The sequence below is a fragment of the Flavobacterium melibiosi genome (genome assembly GCF_048158545.1).
In the GTDB taxonomy this organism is placed as follows: Bacteria; Bacteroidota; Bacteroidia; order Flavobacteriales; family Flavobacteriaceae; genus Flavobacterium; species Flavobacterium melibiosi.
Genome location: NZ_JBLNKU010000020.1, coordinates 1 through 21655 on the forward strand (window position 1 = coordinate 1; position 21655 = coordinate 21655).

Consider the following 21655-nt stretch of genomic DNA (forward strand, 5'->3'; position numbering starts at 1 on the left):
AACCTTAACTATTAATCCAATACCACTTGTTCCGTTAAGCGGAGGAGATCAAACGGTATGTGCTTCATCGCCAATCACACCACTGACAGCCACTGCAACAGTTCAGCCAGGCGAATCGATAGTTTGGTATGATGCAGCAATCGGAGGAACTATAGTGCCAGATCCTTCTTTAGGTTCATTAGGAACTATTACTTATTATGCTGAAGCGGTAAATAGCACAACGTCTTGTGTAAGTACATCGCGTGTGGCAGTTACTTTAACTTTAAATCCAAAACCAATCGCTCCAATAAGCGGAGGGAATCAAACGGTATGTGCTGCGTCACCAATTCAGACTTTGACTGCTACAGCCACAGCTGAATCAGGAGAGTCAGTAGTATGGTATGATGCATTAACCGAAGGAAATGTAGTATCAGACCCTTCATTAAGTGCATTAGGAAGCATTACGTATTATGCGGAATCGGTGAAAAATGCAACGCTATGTGTAAGCGACTCCCGTACTGCGGTAACCTTAACTATTAATCCAATACCACTTGTTCCGTTAAGCGGAGGAGATCAAACGGTATGTACTGCATCGCCAATCCAACCACTGACAGCCACTGCAACAGTTCAGCCCGGAGAATCAGTAGTTTGGTATGATGCAGCAACTGGAGGAACTATAGTGCCGGATCCTTCTTTAGGTTCATTAGGAACTATTACTTATTATGCTGAAGCTGTAAATAGCACAACATCTTGTGTAAGCACATCGCGTGTGGCAGTTACTTTAACTTTAAATCCAAGGCCTGTCGTTCCTGTAAGTGGTGGAGATCAAACAGAATGTACTGATGGAACATTGACACAAACATTAACAGCGACGGCAACTGGTGATTCTGTAACATGGTATACAGCCGCAGTTGGAGGTAGCATAGTGACTAATCCAACGCAAGTTGGAGTAGGTACAATCACTTATTATGCTGAGTCATCAAACGGTATTTGCCCGAGTCTTACGCGTACTTCTGTTACTTTAACAATTGTTGGAGTGGTGCCAAATCCAGTAGCAACTGACCAGACTGTTTGTTCAAACGGAATAGCTAGTCAAACTATAACTGCAACAGCACTTGGTAATACAATAACTTGGTATACAGATTTAGTGGGTGGAGTTGTAGTGACTAATCCTACTCAAGTTGGTGTGGGAACAGCTACTTATTATGCTGAATCATCAATCGGAAGCTGTTTAAGTGTTTCTAGGACTAGAGTAATATTGACAATAACAGCGACTCCGGCAATACCGACAGCAATAGTTACTAGGCAGCCTACTTGTGCTAATACAACTGGAGAAATAACAATTGCATCTCAGTCTGGTGTTGAGTATAGTGTTGGGAATGGATTTCAGGATAGTCCGATTTTTACTTTGCCGTCAGGTAGCTATACAGTAATTGTACGTTTTAAAAATAATATTGCATGTGAGATTAGCGGAGCTGCCAGAATAATTAATCCAGTTCCTCCAACAATTCAATTTGAAACCATTGGGGATTGTAGCAATAAAGTATATACTTTAACTGCAAATCCACTGTCAGGATCTTACGACCCAAACAATGTATCGTATCAATGGGAAGATAAAGATGGAAATCCTGTGGGAACAAATTCAAATATTCTAAATGTAACCGATGTAATAGCGTCAACTCCCGGTGCACAAGTAGTATTTCCTGTAGCATATACGCTAACTGTGACTTCTGCAAGTACAGGTTGCGCAACAACTGCTACTTCGACTGTTGAATCCATTTATTGTGATATACAAAAAGGGATTTCACCAGACGGTAACGGATCAAATGACACTTTTGATTTAAGATTAATGGATGTTAAAAACCTGGAGATATTTAATAGATATGGTATTAAAGTCTATAATCAATCCAATTATACAGATCAATGGAATGGCCAATCAAATAAAGGAGATGAACTTCCGAGCGCAACCTATTATTATGTTATAGAATTCAATAATGGACAAACAAAAACAGGTTGGATCTATCTAATCAGAGAAAAATAATAGATTAATGTATTTATGCAGGCCTTCAATCGGTCAGCAGAATAATAAAACAAATAGATATGAATAAAATATTTTTGACTTCTCTTTTAGTTCTTATTGCCTATATAGATGTGAAGGCGCAACAAGATCCCCATTATACACAATACATGTATAATATGAATGTTATAAATCCAGCCTACGCGGGATCCAAAGAAAGTATTTCTTTTGGTCTTTTATTTAGAAAACAGTGGGTAAATATTGAAGATGCTCCAACCTCTCTTTCTTTTTCCGGACATACTCCGGTGGGAAAGAATGTAGGTGTCGGATTGTCATTAATTTCGGATAAAATTGGTCCGGTTACCGAGCAAAATGTATTTGGAGATTTCTCGTATACATTGAAATTAGGAGACACACAAAGACTGGCATTTGGTTTGAAAGCAGGAGCGTCTTTTCACAAAGTTGGACTAAGGGATATTCAATCGAGTTTGCCAGATCCTTCAGAAGGTGTTTTTGGGACCGACATTAATGATACTTCTTTGAATTTAGGAACAGGGGTGTTTTATTACACCGATAAATATTACGTTTCTCTTTCAGTTCCTAATATGATAAAATCAGCCCATTTGGATTATAATGGTAGAGAATATGGATCTGATGTATCACACTATTTTTTAACTGCCGGATATGTATTTGATATTAACTATGAATTAAAATTCAAACCGTCCTTTATGTTGAAATCTGCATTTAATGTTTCGCCTTCCGTAGATGTTTCAGCTAATTTTTTATATCAGGAAAAATTCGAATTAGGAGCAACTTATCGATTGGAAGACAGTTTTGGAGCAATGGTGAATTTTGCGATTACGCCTGAATTGCGTATTGGTTATGCTTACGATCATGTGATTTCTGATTTGAAAATAACGTCACCATCCTCTCATGAATTCATCATTTTATATGATTTATTTGAGTCGAAAAAAGTTTCACGTTCTCCAAGATTTTTCTAATATTAAATTAATAGTTAATGAAAAAAAATACTCTATTATTGTTTTTTGTGCTGGTTGGTATTTCACTTTCTGCACAAAATAAAGATACTAAGAATGCAGATAAATTGTTTGAAAGCTACGATTATGTCGAAGCCGCTAAAGAATATCTGTCATTAGTTGAAAAAGGAAATTCGGATGCTTATGTAAGTAAGCAACTTGGTGATAGCTATTATTATATGCACAATACCATAGAGTCCGAAAAATGGTATGCCAAAGCGGTACAAACCAATCAAGATCCTGAGACGTATTACAGATATGCCCAGATGTTAAAATCTAATGGCAAATACACGGAAGCAGATGTACAAATGAAAACATTTGCAGCTTTAGTGCCGGACGATCTGAGGGCTAAACAATTCAATAAAAATCCAGATTATCTTTCTGAGTTATTGAATAAAGAAAAGCTTTTTGTTGTGGACAAAATTTCAGTTAATTCAGAAAGATCTGACTTTGGTGCTATTCTTTATGGAGATATACTTTATTTTGCAAGTGCAAGAAATGAAAACAACAAAATATACAGTTGGAATAACGAACCTTTTTTAGATATCTACCAATCTACTTATAATGCTGCCGGAAGCTATTCAGAGCCAGTTGCTGTAGATGAATTAAATAGTAGGTTTCATGAAGGTCCGGTTACAATGACTAAAGATGGTAGTGTGGTTTATTTTTCAAGTGAAAGCTTCAAAGATAAATTATTTGAGAAAGACAAAACACATAAACTGAAGTTTGGTCAAGTGAGTCTTTATAAAGCAGTTAAAGAAAATGGTAAATGGGGTGTTGTTACTTCACTGCCATTCAATAGTAAAAGCTATTCTATGGGTAATCCATCGATAGACAAAGATGGGAAAGTGCTTTATTTTGCGTCTAATATGCCAGGTTCTGTCGGAGGAACTGATATCTGGAAAGTAACTGTAAATAGTGATGGGACATTTGGGGTGCCAGAAAATTTGGGAAATAAAATTAACACAGCTGGTGACGAGAATTTTCCTTTTGTAACTGAAGATGCTATTTTATATTTTTCTTCAAATGGCTTAATGGGTTTTGGAAGTTTAGACGTTTTTTCTGTAGATTTAAATAAAGATGAGGATCCATATAATATTGGAAAACCTGTAAATACTGAGAAAGATGATTTTGCCTTTACATTTAATAAAGAAAAAAATATCGGATATTTATCCAGTAATCGTAGTGGTATAGATCATATTTATAGTTCTATTCCAGTATGTAAAGGGCAAATTCTTAGTGTGGTAAAAAATGCCAAAACTGGAGAACTATTGGCTAATTCAAGAGTTGTTATTTTGGATTCAATGAATACTATTTTAGATACTCAAATATCTAATGATAATGGCGAAGTTCTCTATAAAGTGGAATGTCAAAAACCATATACCATAAAGGTTTTTAAAGATGGTTATGTTTCGAAATCTTTTCCTGTTGCTAAAATTGAAGAGGGGAAAATTACCGTTGACGCTGTAATAGATCCAGTTGAAGTGATTGTTACTGAAACAGAGATTGTTTTGAAACCTATTTATTTCGAATACAATAAAAGTAATATAACGAAGAAAGGAGCAGCAGAACTTGATAAATTAGTTTATGTAATGTCTCAAAATGATAAATTAAGGATTTATGTTAAGTCGCATACTGATTCCAGAGGAACTGATGAATTTAACTTAGATCTTTCTGAGAGAAGAGCAAATTCTACTGTGGCATATATAGTTTCTAAAGGAATTAGTGTTGATAAAGTAATAGGAAAAGGTTTTGGAGAATCAGAATTTAAAGTGGATTGCCAAGATAACTGTACCGATGACGAACATGCCTCAAACAGACGTTCTGAGTTTATGATTGTTAAATAATTCACTTAGATTGTAAATAACAAAAAAACAGGATACCGTTAAGGGTCCTGTTTTTTTGTTTATTATGTTTTTCAGATTTTGTTGAACCTGTTTTTTAATTAACCGTGGATAGTTTCTTGCTTACCATAGTTAGTGATAATGGAAGTTTCAAATTCAATCCATTCCTTCCAACGTTTATCTACATCAATATTGTCAGCATATTTTCTCGCAAAGCCCAAGAAAGTAGTATAATGTCCAGCTTCTGAAATCATAAGGTCTCTATAAAATGTAGCTAGTTCTGGATCTTTTATGTTTTCGGATAGTACTTTAAAGCGTTCACAACTCCTGGCTTCAATCATAGCAGAAAATAACAATCGGTCACAAAGAGCATCTTTTCGGCTGCCATCTTTTTTCATGAATTTGAAAAGTTCATTAACATAATGGTCTTTTCTTTCTCGGCCTAAAGTCAATCCTTTGCTTTTTATTAAATTATGGACCAATTGTAAATGATCTAATTCTTCCTTTGCTATAATCAACATTTCGGTTACTAATTCTTCTAATTCTGAATTGTAAGTAACTAAACTTATTGCGTTTGATGCTGCCTTTTGTTCGCACCAAGCGTGATCAGTCAAAATTTCTTCGATATTTGATTCGACAATATTTACCCAACGTGGGTCTGTGGCTAATTTTAATCCTAACATCTTATTGGAATTTATTTAATGTAAAATTAGTCTTTTCTAACTGATTTTTCTTTGAAATGATGTTATTGCCATCTAAATAGCATTATTTTGCAATCGAAATTATAACAATTATGAATCAGGTTCAAAAGCTCTTAATTATCGGTTTTGTTTGGCCAGAGCCCAATTCATCGGCAGCGGGAGGAAGAATGATGCAATTGATTTCACTTTTCAAAGAGCAGGGTTTTAGTATTACCTATGCAAGTCCTGCTCAAGACAGTGATTTTATGGTGGATTTACAAGAATTCGGAGTTGATAAAAAATCAATTGAGTTAAATAATTCCAATTTTGATATTTTTGTAAAAGAACTGAATCCAACGGTGGTTTTGTTTGATCGCTTTATGATGGAAGAGCAATTTGGTTGGCGTGTTGCTGAAAATTGTTCAGATGCATTGCGAGTTTTAGACACTGAAGACTTGCATTGTTTGCGCATAGCACGGCAGAAAGCATTCAAGGAAAAGCGTCTATTCAATACAAATGATTTGTTTAGTGAAGAGGTTGCGAAACGGGAAATCGCCAGTATTTTACGTTGTGATTTGTCTCTAATGATTTCTGAATTTGAAATGGAACTATTGGAATCTGTTTTTAAAATCGACAAGGTTTTATTGTATTATTTGCCTTTTTTATTGGAACCAGTCGATAGTGCCGAAATTCCGGGATTACCTTCTTTTGAACAACGAAAAGACTTTGTTTTTATCGGAAATTTTCTTCATGAGCCCAATTGGAATGCTGTTCAGTACTTAAAAGAAACGATTTGGCCTTTAATTAAAAGACAATTGCCGGAAGCTGTATTGAATGTTTATGGAGCATATCCTTCTCAAAAAGTACTGCAATTACACCAACCTAAGGAGGGGTTTTTAATTATGGGTCGTGCTAATGAAGCGCAAGAAGTAGTTAAAAGTGCCCGTGTTGTTTTAGCGCCTTTACGTTTTGGCGCGGGTATAAAAGGAAAATTCTTGGAAGCAATGCAATGCGGAACGCCAAGTGTTACGACTTTTATTGGTTCTGAATCAATGCATGGAGATTTGCCTTGGAATGGTTTTATTACGGACGATGCGGGTGATTTTGCGAATGTAGCGGTACGTTTGTATCAAAACAAATTAATCTGGCTAATAGCGCAGCAAAATGGGATGAAAATTATCAATCAACGGTATTTGAAAAAATTATTCGAAGCTGATTTTTCAAAAAAAATTGAATTACTACAAACCGATTTACAAAAACATCGTTTGACTAATTTTATGGGAGCTATGTTGCAACATCATACTTTAAAAAGCACAAAATATATGTCGCGTTGGATTGAGGAAAAGAATAAATAAAAAATCCCGCTATGAAGTGTCATAACGGGATTCCTAATTTATAAATTAATAGATTACGCTAGCATCGTAACTGGGTTTTCTATAAATTGTTTCAATGTTTGTAAAAATTGAGCTCCAGTTGCGCCATCAATTGTTCTGTGATCACAAGCTAAAGATAGCATCATTGTATTTCCTACTACAATTTGTCCATTTTTTACAACCGGTTTTTCTACAATAGCTCCTACTGAAAGGATTGCAGAGTTTGGTTGATTGATGATAGAATTGAATTCAGTAATACCAAACATTCCAAGATTAGAAACTGTAAAAGTACTTCCTTCCATTTCTGTAGGTAATAATTTTTTGTTTTTAGCTCTTCCTGCAAGATCTCTAACGCTTCCGCCAATTTGAGATAAACTCATAGCATCTGTAAATCGCAATACAGGAACCACTAATCCGTCTTCAACAGCTACAGCAACTCCAATATTCACGTGATGGTTGATGATGATAGCATCTTCTCTCCATTGAGAATTTATTTTCGGATGTTTTTTCAATGCTAATGCACAAGCTTTTATCACCATATCGTTAAAAGATACTTTTGTATCTGGAACGCTGTTAATGATAGCTCTTGATTTCATTGCTTCATCCATAGTAACTTCTATTACTAAGTTGTAATGTGGCGCAGTAAATAAAGATTCTGCTAAACGTTTAGCAATGATTTTTCGCATTTGCGAATTCTTGATTTCTTCTGTGAAAACTTCTCCTGCTGGAACAAATGGTTTTGCAGTAGCTACAGTTTCTATTTTCGCTGGTGCAGCACTTGTCTGCGCTGGAGCAGCAGCAGTTTGTGGGGTAAAGTTTTCGATATCGCTTTTTACGATACGTCCGTTTTCACCTGAACCTTTTACTTGTGTTAATTGAATTCCTTTGTCAGTTGCAATTTTCTTAGCCAATGGAGACGCTAAAATTCGTTGTCCATCAGTTGATGCTTCTTGTACAATTGGTTCTGCTGTTTTTTCAGCTGGTGCCGATTTTGCTTCTTCAGTTGTAGCAGGAGCTTGTGGAGCTTCTCCAGTTTTATAATTTTCAGCAATACCGCTAATGTCGGTTCCTTCAGGTCCGATGATAGCTAAAAGACTATCAACAGGCGCTGTATTTCCTTCTTGAATTCCTATGTATAATAGAGTTCCTTCGTTGAAAGATTCGAATTCCATTGTTGCTTTATCTGTTTCGATTTCAGCAAGAATATCGCCTTCAGAAACTTTATCGCCTACTTTTTTCAACCAAGTTGCAACTGTGCCTTCAGTCATTGTATCGCTCAATCGAGGCATAGTAACTACAATTACTCCTTTTGGTAAAGATAAAGCTGCAGGAGCAGTCGTTTCTTCTTTTTTAGCCTCTGGAGCTGTTGCTGTTTCTGTAGCGGCAGGTTTGGCTTCTTCCGTTGCGGGAGCTGTTTTTCCTGCTATTAAAGCAGAAACATCTTCACCTTCATTTCCTATTATTGCTAATAGAGAATCTACCGGTGCAGTTTCTCCTTCTGGGATACCAATATATAAAAGAGTTCCTTCATTGAAAGACTCAAATTCCATTGTTGCTTTATCAGTTTCAATTTCTGCAAGGATATCACCTTCGTTGATTTTGTCTCCTACTTTTTTTAGCCAAGTCGCTACCGTTCCTTCCGTCATCGTATCGCTCAAACGAGGCATTGTTATTATTGTTGCCATAATTGATTTATAGTTTATGAGGTAAAAATGGATAGTTTTCTTGATCGTATACTACGTCGTATAATTGTTGAATTTCAGGATAAGGAGATTCTTCTGCGAATTTCACACATTCTTCCACTAAATCTTTTACTCTTTGGTCAATTGCTTCGATTTCTTCTTCTGTAGCATATTTTTGATCTTTAATTACGTCTAAAACTTGTGTAATTGGATCAATTTTTTTGTATTCTTCTATTTCTTCTTTCGAACGGTATAATTGTGCATCCGACATAGAGTGACCTCTATAACGATATGTTTTCATTTCTAGGAAAGTTGGTCCGTCACCACGACGTGCTCTGTCAATTGCTTCTGTCATTGCTTCAGCAACTTTTACCGGATTCATTCCATCAACTGGTCCGCAAGGCATTTCATATCCTAAACCTAGTTTCCAAATATCTGTATGATTGGCTGTTCTTTCTACAGAAGTTCCCATGGCATAACCGTTGTTTTCAACAATAAAAACCACTGGAAGTTTCCATAACATGGCCATGTTGAAAGATTCATGCAAAGAACCTTGACGAGCAGCACCATCACCAAAATAGGTCATAGTTACCCCGCCTGTTTCAAAATATTTATCTGCAAAAGCCAGTCCTGCTCCTACAGGAATTTGGCCGCCTACAATTCCGTGACCACCATAAAAACGGTGTTCTTTTGAGAAAATATGCATAGAACCACCCATTCCTTTAGATGTTCCGGTAACTTTTCCCATTAGCTCGGCCATTACGCGTCTTGGATCAACACCCATTCCTATTGGTTGAACGTGATTTCGATAAGCGGTAATCATTTTGTCTTTTGTCAAGTCCATGGCGTGTAATGCACCTGCCAGAACGGCTTCTTGACCATTGTATAAGTGTAGAAATCCCCTAACTTTTTGTTGTATGTATAATGCTGCAAGTTTGTCCTCAAACTTTCTCCAAAGCAGCATGTCTTCATACCACTTTAAATAAACTTCTTTTGTAACTTCTTTCATCTGAATTAATTCTTTTGCTAAAGTGTTATTGTATTATCAATTGGTACCATAACGCAAAATAGTTTCCTCCCACAAATTTGCGAATCGCAAAAATAAGACATTCCAACTAAGAAGTAAAATTTATACGCTAGTTTTTGGCTTTTTTACAAGAAGTTTTTGTCAAACATGAAAGGAAGCAAGTTTTTTAGGGATGCTGATTTATAAATTGCACCTGTTTCTCCCATAAAATAGATTTCGATAGGGGTGTCCTGTTTTATTTCATATTCTGCTATTGATTGCCTGCAAGAACCGCATGGAGGAATTGGCATTGTTGTTTTGTTGGTATCTGAAGCTGCTGTTATAGCCATTTTTATAATTTTTGCTTCAGGAAAAATTGCTCCAGCTTGAAAAATTGCGACACGTTCAGCACAAAGACCAGAAGGATATGCAGCATTTTCCTGGTTTGAACCCAGTACAATCTTTCCATTGTCTAAAAGAATGGCAGTGCCTACTCGAAATTTTGAGTAGGGAGCGTACGCTTTCTTTCTAATGGCTACAGCCTGCCCCATTAAGCTGTAAATATCATTTGGCAAATCTTCAAGAGAATCAAAAACAGAAAATTCTGTTGTAATGGTAATTTTTTTCATTCTTTTTACAGGAAAAAAAATCCAAATTTCAACGATATGAAATTTGGATTTGGAGTTTATATTTTAAAATTTACTTTAACTAATATTCGTCATACTTGTCACCAAAATTAAAAGTAAGTGAAAATCTAAGCGTGTTCTCCAAAGGGTTTTTTACTTTCGATGCCGAGAATAAATACGATACATCCACTTTTACAATATTATATTTAAATCCTGCTCCTAGAGAGAAAAATTCTCTGGCACCTTTTTCTGGGCTTTCATGAAAATACCCCAAGCGCATAGCAAATGAATCTTGATATAAGTATTCGGCACCTACTGCATAAGTGAATTCTTTTAATTCTTCGCTGAAACCATCTGGAGCATCCCCAAATGATTTAAATACACCTGAAACCCATCCGACAGAGCGATAATTTTCATTGTTTTCTGCTCTTTCCTCTGCCGTTACATCTCCGTCTCCATTTAAATCCGGATTTTGTGGAGTTGGTACCAATAATTTATTGAATTCAAGATTTAAAGCTACTTTACTGTAATCATCTAGTATGAAATCAAATCCAGTACCTATTTTTAAATTGGCGGGTAAAAAATTATTACTAAATTCATCATTATCATAACTTATTTTTGGACCTAAATTTTGAATATTAAATCCCGCTCTCCATCTTCCGTTAAATTCGCTATACGCTATTTCTTCTGATTGATAGAAACCTGCTATGTCAACTGCAAACGAACTTGCTGGTGAAGCATCACCATTATCGGTTGCGACTTTTAGACTGGAATGGATGTAGCGACCGGCAACTGCCATAGAGAATCTTTCGCTTAATTTTAATGAATAAGAGCCGTCTAGGGCAAATTCATTTGGAGAAACTATTCTTGGTACTTCATCAGCATTGCCAGTTTCACGTAATTCTATTTCGCCTAAACCAAAATAGCGTAAGCTTCCTGCAAATGCACTTCGTTCGTTAAGCTTGTTGTAATAGGTTAATTGTCCTAATGAAATGTCGTTAACTAAATCAGTAAGATATGGAGTGTAGCTAATGGAAAAACCTTGTTTGTCAATAGCAAAAGCGTATTTTGCCGGATTCCATTGTTGTGAAAAAGCATCGGTAGATGATGCAACACCAATGTCAGCCATACCTGCAGCTCTCGCGTCTGCTGAAACTAATAAAAACGGAACTCCTGTAGTTATAACTCTATCCTGCGCTTTAGCAAGTGAGACAATAAATAAACAGATAAAAACCGACGTAATTTTTTTCATTATTGTAAGAATATTGATTAAACAAATATAGTATATTATTAAAGTATTACAAGTTTTTCAAACTTTTCGGTTTTTTTATTTGTTAAGTTTGATTTTACCGTAAGTTTATAAACATAGACACCTTTTCCTATTTTACTGCCAAAATCATCTTTACCATCCCAAGTGATTTCTTTTGATAAAAACCCTTCGGTTGAAATGATTTGATTTTTCGTCCAAACCACTTTTCCTGTTATTGTCATAACTTGAACCTGTACCTCTAATGGTTCATACGGTCTATTGTGCGTGAACCAAAACTCAGTATAATTGACAAATGGGTTAGGGTAGTTCAATACATGTGTTAATGTTAATGTTTCGTCACCAACTACTACAAACTGAATTTCGGTTAGTATTGGGTTGTTATATACATCCCAGGCTTTGAACGTAATAGTGTGTAATCCCACTGATAAATCACGTAGCGGAAACCGGACTGTTCCATTTGTATAGTCGTCTAATTTTGTTTGGTAATAATCATTTAAAATGTAAGGATTATTCACATCGCCATCTAATATTGCAACAATGTCATGACCAATTCCACTGGCTGTATTTATACCATTTTCATCTTCAAGAAAAGCAAGCAGGAAAGGCGATTCATTAGTTGTGCCCCCCGAAACAAAAGTTTCGTCATTCATATATAACTTCACTCTTGGACTTATATTGTCCGCAACTGCATTTTCGTTAATTCCCCCCACTTTTATACTAGTGTTATAGCCCGTTTCATTTTCTAATATTTGATTTTTTTTTGCGTAAAAACTGATTCTGCCATTGGCTAATGGAATTCTAATATCTCTTGGAACAACAAAGCTAAATTCAAATTTTCCATTGGTAATGGATGCATTTCCTCTAAAAATAGTTTCACCTAAAACATTAAAATTTATTGGCGTGCTATTTCCATCGTTATTGAATGTAGTTCTTGAAATAATCTTGTCAAAAATAGTGGTGGAAACCTCGCCATTGTAGTTCGTTAGCAAGTTGTTGTTTTCGTCCGTAATTTCTCCGGTCAATTTAATCTTTGCTAATGATTTGAAATCATCAATAGGTTGAGAAATGGAAATATCATTTACTTTGGTGAGATTTATTTTAGGTTTGGATATGGCCAGCATTAATGCAGGATCGCCAATATAAAAAACGACGTTAGTCGCAGAGTTTGGATTACTGTTTTTGGAAATTCTTAGTGCTTCCGCAATAGAAGTGTATTGGTTAGATCCAAAGGATAATAAGTTTTTAGAAAGTATGTCGTTGAAATTTTCGGCACTATATTGTCCTATTGATCGTGTTGTAGTAATCATTGCAATAGCTCCTCCCTTTGGATTCCAATAGGTATATTCGCCCGCAGTTGGTCTGGAAGGATTGTCAAAACGAGAGAACTCGCAAGTGATTGTTATGAATAATGGATATTTGTATTGATTGCTTAAGTTTTGACCATCTGATTTTTCCCAAATGCGTTCACTGGATAAACCATCTTCTCCGCCATGTCCCAAATAATTAAATACTAAAGCTCCTTTTTCGAAAGCATTAAAAAAATCTGTTCTCGCCTTAGGATATCTGAAGCCTCCTGCTGAAGCTTCCTGGACGTAGGAGTCTAATATTATTTTATTGATATTCAAAAATGGTTTCTCGGAAGCTATGACATCAGCTAAATTATTTTGTCTGCTTTGTAAACTTGCGTCCGAAGATTGATCTGAGTCATCAGAAACTAGGACGAAATTATTTCTCCAGCTTCCATATGATTTTAAATCATGGTATTCTATAACTTTATTAACCATTTCATCCGCTTGCTTGGTGTCGTTTATCAGCATTCTTCCTACTGCAATATCGATTCCTCCAAAATAAGAGATAATATTTCCTTCATTAGAATCCATTAAACCATAAAAATCATCAGAAGCAAAGGAAGCTTCGCCTGATGTATTACTCCTTAATGAATGATAGATAGGGACAATATTACTGTTGTTGACTACTCGGTTTTTAAAATCATAGGATGCGTCGCCAAAAAGATTTACATATTTTATTTTTTTTTCAGGTGTTGATGCATTGTCATAGATGTATTTTACACAATTTCTGATGGCAGAAATATCCTGTTTTCCTGAGGAGAATTCTTGGTAAACAGATTCAAGAGAAATCACTTTTACATTCAGATTGGAATTTGTGCGATGAAAACTGGCTAGTTTCTCTGCTTGTGTTGTTAAGAAACTCGGAGTTATAATTACGTAATCTATATCTTGAAATTGACCTTGAGCATTTTTAAAAAGTGTTCCTTTTAAGTTTTGATTGGCAATTTTTGTTTTATTGTCTTTTAAAGGGGTGAAATAGTCTGCAGCATCAATGGCGATGTATTTTCTGAGGTCACCCAGATTTGCTTTAAAAGTGAATGAGCTTTGATTTGAATTTTCGATTTTAGTTACATTATACAAATCAGTTACGTCCCAAACTTGTGAAATAGCGGTAGCATCAGAAAGGGTATAGCTTACAATCCCCAGACTTGAATTTGATAAATCGTATTGAAAATGAAATTGCTTTCCGTAACCTTGAAGTTTTCTTTTGGCAATAAGCCGAATATTATCCAAATACCCTTTTGAACCAGGAACGCCGTTGTTATTATAGGTTAATTTTATTTTTACATTTTCAGAACTGCTAAAAGAGGTGTTGTTTGGTAAAAAGCCCAAGTTGAATTCAATGTCGGAATTGAGATTTAATGATGGAAAAGAAATGTTTCCTATTTCCTGGCCATTTGCAGCTATTTTGAAGGAAGTAGGAGTGAAAGCAGCAGCAGCTGTTGTTGCCAAGAGTTTTATGGGCGTTGTTGAATCGTAGTTTGGGAAATTAAACTCAAATTCCTGTTCTTGGTTGATATCAAACGATTCGCCGAACCATTGGCGTCCAAGATGTGCGATATTTACAAGATCTAATTCATGGTATTGGTGGTCATCAAACGTATTTAATGTTACCGAGCTATTTCCGCTAGGCTGCGTCATTTGTGGAATTCTTTTTCCATTATCTCCTTGAACTGTTATGTGATAATAGGATTTTGTAGCGTATAAATTATTAAAGGTCTGGCTTTCATTGTTCCAAGTGTCAAGGCCTTCGCCATAAAACAAGATAAAATCGTCATTATCAAAAATGCCGTCACTTTCTCCAATAATTTGAATAGCGTTTTCGGTTAAATCTTGAGGATAGTAGATGCTGTTTAATAACGGTAACATTTTTCCGCCATTGCCATAAATTTTTATTTTCTTGGGGTTTATACTGCTCATGTTGATTCCTAATTGCTGCAAAAAACTTTTAGAAATTTTATAGACGCCTGATTTTTCAATATAAAATTGATACCAATCCCCAGAAGCTAAAATGGAATTATAAACAACGCTTGTGCTCTTGTCGGATTGTGAAATTTTTGAAGTGTTGCTTTTTATGCTGTAAGAAAATGATTTGATTCGTTTGTATCCAAAGTCATCTTTTACAATTGGTGATAAGGAAAGAAAAGCCTGCTTAATAGCTCTGGAGTTATTGATTTTTAAGGAGGTATTCGGAGTTTTTGGTATGTTTTCCAAAGCCAATTCGCCAAGTTGAGAAATTAGAATTGGTTCGTATACAACATTTGAAATTTGCAAGTCATTTTCATTAAAATCAGCTGACTCTGATATTGGTAGCGTATAAAATATTGCTTTTTTTGAAACATCAAAATAATAGCTATTCCCAGCAAATTGAGGAACATTAATTTTATAATTTCCAAAATAAATTTCTTTTTTTTCTAACCATTCTAAGGACACATCTCCTTTAATTTGAGTAAAAGAAACAAAAGGAATTAGGAATAAATAAACCAAAAGTATTTTTCTCATTATTTTTTTAAACTGGATAGATAGTGAATTATTATTAATGAGTAAAAATAAATCATTTAGTGTGATAGTAAATAATAAATATTATAAATTTGCGTTTCTATTGTATATTTTCTGATAAAATACAGCGGATTAAATTTATTAAAAAAGGACGTTGCAGGTTAATGGTTAATTATTATATTGCGGCACTTAAATTATTACCTAATAAAGAGTATGAAAGTAAACAAAATTATGGCTTTACGATTGATGATATCTATGATGTTGATTGTAGGTCTAGCGAGTTGCAGCAAAAAGTCTAGCTCAAAAAACGCATCACGAGCTACTGGCTGGAATGTGGACGGTAAAAAAGCTTCAGGAGCCCAAAAGCAAGTAGCTGGACCAGGTTTGGTTTTTGTTGAAGGCGGGACATTTACAATGGGTAAAGTTGAAGATGATGTTATGCATGACTGGAATAATACTCCGACACAGCAGCATGTTCAGTCTTTTTATATGGATGAAACTGAAGTTACAAACTTTATGTATTTAGAGTATTTGGATTATTTGAAAAAAGTGTTTCCTCCAACGGAAGAAAATTACAAAAATATATACGAAGGTGCCTCACCAGATACTTTGGTTTGGAGAAACAGATTAGGTTATAATGAAACAATGACCAATAATTATTTGAGACATCCATCTTATGCAAATTATCCTGTCGTTGGGGTAAATTGGATTCAAGCGGTAGAGTTTAGCAAATGGAGAACTGACCGTGTGAATGAAGCTCTTTTAGAAAAAAATGGTTACCTTAAGAAAAATGCTAAAACGGAAGATGTAACAGCCGAAAGTTCTTTTAGTACTGAAACCTATTTGAATAGTCCAACACTAACTTATGGTGGAAATGAGGAAATCGTTTTAAAAGGAGGAAGAGGTGGTAAAAAAGCACCAAAAGCAGGAAAAGACGGTAAGGTTACAGAGCAAAAAAATGTTTATGCACAACGTTCTTCTGGAATTATACTTCCAGAATACAGACTTCCTACCGAAGCTGAATGGGAGTACGCAGCAGCAGCTGATGTTGGTCAAAGAGAATACAACATTTATAAAGGTCAGAAAAAATATCCTTGGTCAGGTAGTTATACTCGTTCAGGAAAAAGACAAAGCAAAGGAGATCAATTAGCCAATTTCAAACAAGGAAATGGAGATTATGGTGGAATTGCAGGTTGGTCTGATGATGGTGCTGATATTACTAATGAAGTTAAAAAATATCCTGCAAATGATTTTGGACTATATGATATGGCAGGAAATGTAGCCGAGTGGGTACAAGATGTTTACAGACCTATTATTGATAATGAATCGAATGATTTTAATTATTTCAGAGGTAATTTATATACCAAAAATAAAATTGGATCAGACGGAAAAGTTGAAATTGTTACAAAAGAGAATATGAAATATGACACTTTGAGTAATGGTAAAATAGTTGCCAGAAACTTTCCGGGTCAGATTGCTCAGGTTCCAGTTGATGAACAAGAGACTTATTTGAGACAAAATTTTGATAAAAGTGATAATATCAATTACAGAGACGGTGATAAACAATCTACCAGATATTATAACTTCGGATCTTCTGAATCAGATGATGACAAAGATAAAGACGAGAAAATCATGTACAATTCACCTAAGCACAATGTTACTACAGACAGTTTAGGAAAAATGGTGAGAAAGTACGATAAGTCAAGTAAAAGAACCACTTTGATAAATGACGAAGTAAGAGTTTATAAGGGAGGATCTTGGAGAGACAGAGCGTATTGGTTAGATCCTGCACAAAGAAGATATTTTCCTCAAGATATGGCTACTGATTACATTGGTTTCAGATGTGCCATGTCAAGAGTTGGTCCAAAAGCAGATAAGAAAAAATCAGCCAGAAATTAATTTTAATATAAAATAGCAATAAAAGCCCTTTGATTAGGGCTTTTATTTTTTTAAATCGTTTCAAATGGATATTAATTACATTCATAGTTTATTTTTAAAATGTAAATCGGTTTCGATAGACACACGTAAGATTGAGTTAAATTCATTATTTGTTGCCATAAAAGGAGAACGTTTTGATGCCAATACATTTGCTAAGGAAGCATTAGAAAAAGGTGCTTCTTATGTGATAATTGATGATGAGTCTTATTTTATTGACCAAAGAACTATTTTGGTTGATGATAGTTTAACAGCACTGCAAAATCTGGCTAAATTTCATCGTGAATATTTGAAATTACCTATAATTGCGCTTACGGGAAGTAATGGAAAAACAACTACCAAAGAACTAATCCATGTTGTTCTTTCTAAAAAATTCAATACCAAAGCGACAGTTGGAAACCTAAACAATCACATTGGAGTTCCATTGACATTGCTTTCGTTTACTTCAGAAACAGAAATTGGAATAGTTGAGATGGGAGCGAATCACAAAAAAGAAATTGAATTTCTGTGTGATTTAGCAAAGCCTGATTATGGTTATATCACTAATTTTGGAAAAGCACATTTAGAAGGTTTTGGCGGTGTTGAAGGAGTGATTGAAGGGAAAAGTGAAATGTATCAATACCTTTCGGCAAATAATAAGCTCGCTTTCATAAATTTGGAAGACCCAATTCAAGTTGAGAAATCAATGTCCTTAAAGGCTTATTCTTTTGGTGTAAATAAAACAAATGCGGATGTAGATATTATATCGATTAAAGCAAATCCATTTGTAGTAATAAGTTATTCTAATCTAACTATTTCAACTCATTTAATTGGCTTATACAATGCGAATAACATCAATGCAGCTCTAACTATTGGAAAGTATTTTAGTATTGACGATGTCGCAATAAAAGAAGCTTTGGAAAGCTATGTGCCTGAAAATAATAGATCGCAACTATTAACAAAAGGAACAAATCAAATTATTCTTGATGCCTATAATGCTAATCCTAGTAGTATGGCTGTTGCTATTGAGAATTTTATACAATTGGATAGTCCCAATAAGATTATGATATTGGGGGATATGTTTGAGCTGGGTCAAGAAAGTCAACAAGAGCATCAGGCAATTGTGGCAATGCTTTTAAATGAGGAAGGAGTAAAATGTTATTTTGTTGGTTCTTCATTTTATACCAATAGAATTGATGGAAATCATTTTTATTTTTATGAGACATTTGAAGCGCTGGCAAGTCATTTAAAAGAGACTAAAATTGAGAATAGTACTATATTGATAAAAGGTTCCAGAGGTATGGCATTAGAACGGACATTGGATTTCTTATCGTAAATCCTTTGATGAAATTGAACTAAAAAGGCCATCATTTAATTTTTGATGGCCTTTTTTATAAATTAAATACTCATTAAAAATCCAATTAGATTTTCTTTCTTATTCAATTCTAATTTCTTCCTTAATCGGTAACGTGCTAATTCAACACCTCCGTTTGAAATATTCATGATTTCGGCAATTTCTTTTGTTGACATGTTCATCAATAAATAGGTTGATAAATCTAATTCTCGTGGAGAAATTGTTGGATATTTTTCTTTCAATCTTTTTAGAAAATCAAAATGGACATTCTTAATGTGTTTTTCTAAATCTTTCCAGCTTTTGTCTGCATTTACTTCCTTCGTAATACTTTTGTTCAGTTTTGTAAATTGGAATTTGGTGGACTCATCAAAGGATTCTACATTAATATCTTTTAGTTTATAGATAATTCCATTCAGGATTTTATTTTTCTTTACAACTTGTAAAGAATTGTTTACTAGCTCTTTGTCTTTTGCTAAAATTTTAATTTGAAGCTTATCATTTTTTAATTTTTCAATTTCTTTTTCCAGCTCGTATTGTTCTTGCCTAATTTTTGATTCTTTTTCCAAATAGAGCCTTCTTTGTTCAATAGTTTCATAGTATTTGTTTTTTCGTATTTTGGTTTTTATTCGTTTTCTAATAAAATATACAGAAGCGATAACAAGTGAAATATAAAATAAATACGCTAAAAAATGTCTGTACCAAGGAGGAGAAATGCAGAAATTTAATGTGGTTTGTTCCGATTGTTTACCATAATTAGTTCTGGCTTTTAACTTCATAGTGTAATCGCCTTCTCTTAGATTGGTGTATTCTTTAATGACATTTGTAGACCAATTGCTCCATTGGTTATCAAAACCCTCCAGCTGATAAGAAAATTCAAGATTCTCAAGATTTTCATACGAAGGAGATGAAAAAGTGAATTTTACATGATTAGAAGCATATGGAATTTTATAATTATCCAATGCTTTTTGGCCATTTCCTAAAACTATGGTGTCTCCGGGGAACGAAAAGCCTCTTATATAGGCTTTTGGTTTTGCTTCGTAATTGGTTAATAAATTAGAATCATAATGAGCTAATCCATCTGTTAAACCAATGAATGTATCATTAGGGCCAGTCGTATTTATGGATAGATTATTGTATACTATATTACCGGTAAGTTTTGAAAAGGGAGACACAATATTTTTGTAATTACCCGTTTTGGTTTTCATTAGGACACCTAATGATTCACCAAAAATGTACCAAATGTTTCCATATTTATCTTGAGTTAAAGTGTTTATTTCTGGAACATTAGCAAATAAATCACTCATTTTTTTATCTTCAAAAAATAAATTTTGTTCGTAGGAATAGTTATAAAAGTGATTGTTTGTTTGAAAATAGACCTTGTTTTCCAACTGTTGTATATTTCCAATTCCTTTTACAGTTTCCGACAAATCTTGATATGTTTTTATAGATTCGAACCTTTTCAGGTCGTTACTTAATGTCATTCTATAGGCTAAGTTGTCTTTTTTTATCCAAATGTTTTTTCCTTCCATTTCAAATGATCCGGATGACTTAGAAAAGCCTTCAATTCTATTTTTAAATTGCCAACCGTTTGGTGTTTTTTCAAATATTGAAAAGCCATTATAATTGGAGCCAATTAAATAATTTGGATGATTGGGAATTTGCATAAATTTCCAATAGCCTATGTTGTCCAATATTTTTATAGTTTTTGCACCCGCAATCAATAGCGCTCCTGTGTTGTGTGAACAAAACAATTGGTCGTCAATCACTTGTATGTTCCATGCTTGTCCGGTAGTTCCTTCTACTAGTTTAAAAGTATCTTCTTTGGTTGAATTATTCCAAGAATGATAAAAAACACCTTGATTAGTAGCTACGTATAGATTCCCTTTATGCAATGCGGTGCCATAAACAGTACTTAGATTGTAACTAAATCCAAAATAAGTAAAAGGAGAGTTTTCATTCACAAAAGAGATTCCGTTATCAAGGCCTAGCCAAAGATTGTTTTTGCTGTCAACAAAAGAGGTGAGAACGGTATTGTTTTGCAACCCTTTTGTGCGGTTGATATGTTGAATAATTTTCCCATTTAAATCACATACAATTATCCCCTCTAAAACGGAATTGAGTACAATGAATTTATCTTTTATTACTACACCACCAAGTGAACTATTCTTTCTAATGAAGACATTCGCTTCGGTATCCCAAGGGATTATTTTTTTATTGTCATAAATAAAAAGACCTTTATTTAAAGTAGCGATTAGCAGCTTATTTTCAGGCAAGGAAAACATACTCCAGATTTCTGTGTTATTTAAAATGGCAGTATTTTTTAGCTGGAATAGTTTTCCGTTTTTGTACTCCAATATTCCCATTGAAATATCTTGGATATAGATGTGGTTTTTTACTTGAAATGAGAATTGGAATCTTTTAGGGGCTTCAAGGATTTTAATTTTTTTGTTTTTGAAGATGTACGTTCTTTCAAATGATTGAAAAATGACTTCATCATTATGAATGTGTATTTTCCAGATAAAATCCATCAGTTTGAGATTACTCTTGTTTATTGTTTTTGATAATGAAAAATAAACCAGTTTCCCTTTAGCATTAGATTTAAAATAGCCAAATTCACTGTAACCTCCCACGAAAATTTTCCCTGAATTATCAATTTTTACACATCGTACAGCTATAGAGTTTGGGATATTGTACTTTCTCCATGATGAGCCATCAAATTGAAAGAGACCGTTGTTGTTAGCAAAATATAAATTACCGTTTTTATCTTGGTCAATATCCCAATTTTGAGTGCCTCCTTTATAATCGGAGCGTTTATAATTTTGAATATCTGGAAGACCAATGTTTTTAACCTGGCTACAGAGTGCTGTGGTTACTAATAAAATTAGAAGATGGAATTTTGTGAATCTCATGATTAAATTCTAAATGTAATGAATTGATTATTATTTAAAAAGACTTCAGTTTCTACTCCTGAATAATATAAAGTAGTGTTGCTTTTAGTTGAATTTTGATAAAAAAAGGAGGTATT

Annotated in this window: 13 protein-coding genes; 6 read left to right on the plus strand and 7 right to left on the minus strand. The window is 34.3% G+C overall.

The genetic code is table 11. The annotated features are described in order from the left end of the window. The 3 genes from ACM55F_RS18005 to ACM55F_RS18015 all read left to right on the plus strand — a co-directional run. A partial coding sequence (locus tag ACM55F_RS18005; RefSeq protein WP_416855204.1) for a gliding motility-associated C-terminal domain-containing protein occupies positions 1-2020 on the plus strand: 2020 nt, incomplete at its 5' end. Between the two features lie 59 nt (positions 2021-2079). Then, entirely contained in the window at positions 2080-2997 is a 918-nt protein-coding gene (locus ACM55F_RS18010; protein WP_416855205.1) for a PorP/SprF family type IX secretion system membrane protein, read from the plus strand. Between the two features lie 17 nt (positions 2998-3014). Further along, positions 3015-4880, plus strand: a complete 1866-nt coding sequence (locus tag ACM55F_RS18015) for an OmpA family protein (RefSeq protein WP_416855206.1) — start codon at positions 3015-3017, stop codon at positions 4878-4880. Between the two features lie 98 nt (positions 4881-4978). On the opposite strand, the gene ACM55F_RS18020 is transcribed toward ACM55F_RS18015, so the two are convergent. Continuing rightward, positions 4979-5560: a MiaE family protein gene (locus ACM55F_RS18020; protein ID WP_416855207.1), complete on the minus strand. Its 582-nt coding sequence runs from the start codon at positions 5558-5560 to the stop codon at positions 4979-4981. Positions 5561-5670: 110 nt separating this feature from the next. Here ACM55F_RS18020 and ACM55F_RS18025 point away from each other — a divergent pair, with 110 nt between their 5' ends. Continuing rightward, a complete protein-coding gene (locus ACM55F_RS18025) occupies positions 5671-6912 on the plus strand; it encodes a glycosyltransferase (RefSeq protein ID WP_416855208.1) in 1242 nt (413 codons plus the stop codon). A gap of 53 nt (positions 6913-6965) precedes the next feature. Here ACM55F_RS18025 and ACM55F_RS18030 read toward each other — a convergent pair whose 3' ends face one another. The 5 genes from ACM55F_RS18030 to porU all read right to left on the minus strand — a co-directional run bounded on the left by ACM55F_RS18030 (position 6966) and on the right by porU (position 15365). Beyond that, entirely contained in the window at positions 6966-8615 is a 1650-nt protein-coding gene (locus tag ACM55F_RS18030; RefSeq protein WP_416855209.1) for a pyruvate dehydrogenase complex dihydrolipoamide acetyltransferase, read from the minus strand. Between the two features lie 7 nt (positions 8616-8622). Then, positions 8623-9621, minus strand: coding sequence for a pyruvate dehydrogenase (acetyl-transferring) E1 component subunit alpha (pdhA, locus tag ACM55F_RS18035; protein ID WP_416855210.1), 999 nt, complete (start codon positions 9619-9621; stop codon positions 8623-8625). Positions 9622-9764: 143 nt separating this feature from the next. Further along, positions 9765-10247, minus strand: coding sequence for a cytidine deaminase (gene cdd, locus ACM55F_RS18040; protein WP_416855211.1), 483 nt, complete (start codon positions 10245-10247; stop codon positions 9765-9767). Between the two features lie 79 nt (positions 10248-10326). Next, positions 10327-11496, minus strand: coding sequence for a type IX secretion system outer membrane channel protein PorV (gene porV / locus ACM55F_RS18045; RefSeq protein WP_416855212.1), 1170 nt, complete (start codon positions 11494-11496; stop codon positions 10327-10329). A 38-nt stretch (positions 11497-11534) separates the two neighbouring features. Further along, positions 11535-15365 carry a type IX secretion system sortase PorU gene (porU, locus tag ACM55F_RS18050; RefSeq protein ID WP_416855213.1) on the minus strand — a complete coding sequence of 1277 codons (3831 nt, stop codon included), beginning with the start codon at positions 15363-15365 and terminating at the stop codon, positions 11535-11537. A 210-nt stretch (positions 15366-15575) separates the two neighbouring features. On the opposite strand from porU, the gene gldJ reads away from it, so the two are divergent. Next, the gene (gene gldJ / locus ACM55F_RS18055) at positions 15576-17261 is read left to right on the plus strand and encodes a gliding motility lipoprotein GldJ (protein ID WP_416855214.1); all 1686 of its coding nucleotides are present in this window, start codon (positions 15576-15578) and stop codon (positions 17259-17261) included. 64 nt (positions 17262-17325) lie between these two features. Continuing rightward, positions 17326-18612 (plus strand): UDP-N-acetylmuramoyl-tripeptide--D-alanyl-D-alanine ligase, encoded by a 1287-nt coding sequence (locus tag ACM55F_RS18060; protein WP_416855215.1) that lies wholly within the window; start codon positions 17326-17328, stop codon positions 18610-18612. 62 nt (positions 18613-18674) lie between these two features. On the opposite strand, the gene ACM55F_RS18065 is transcribed toward ACM55F_RS18060, so the two are convergent. Beyond that, the gene (locus ACM55F_RS18065; RefSeq protein ID WP_416855216.1) at positions 18675-21539 is read right to left on the minus strand and encodes a triple tyrosine motif-containing protein; all 2865 of its coding nucleotides are present in this window, start codon (positions 21537-21539) and stop codon (positions 18675-18677) included. Positions 21540-21655 lie beyond the last annotated feature (116 nt).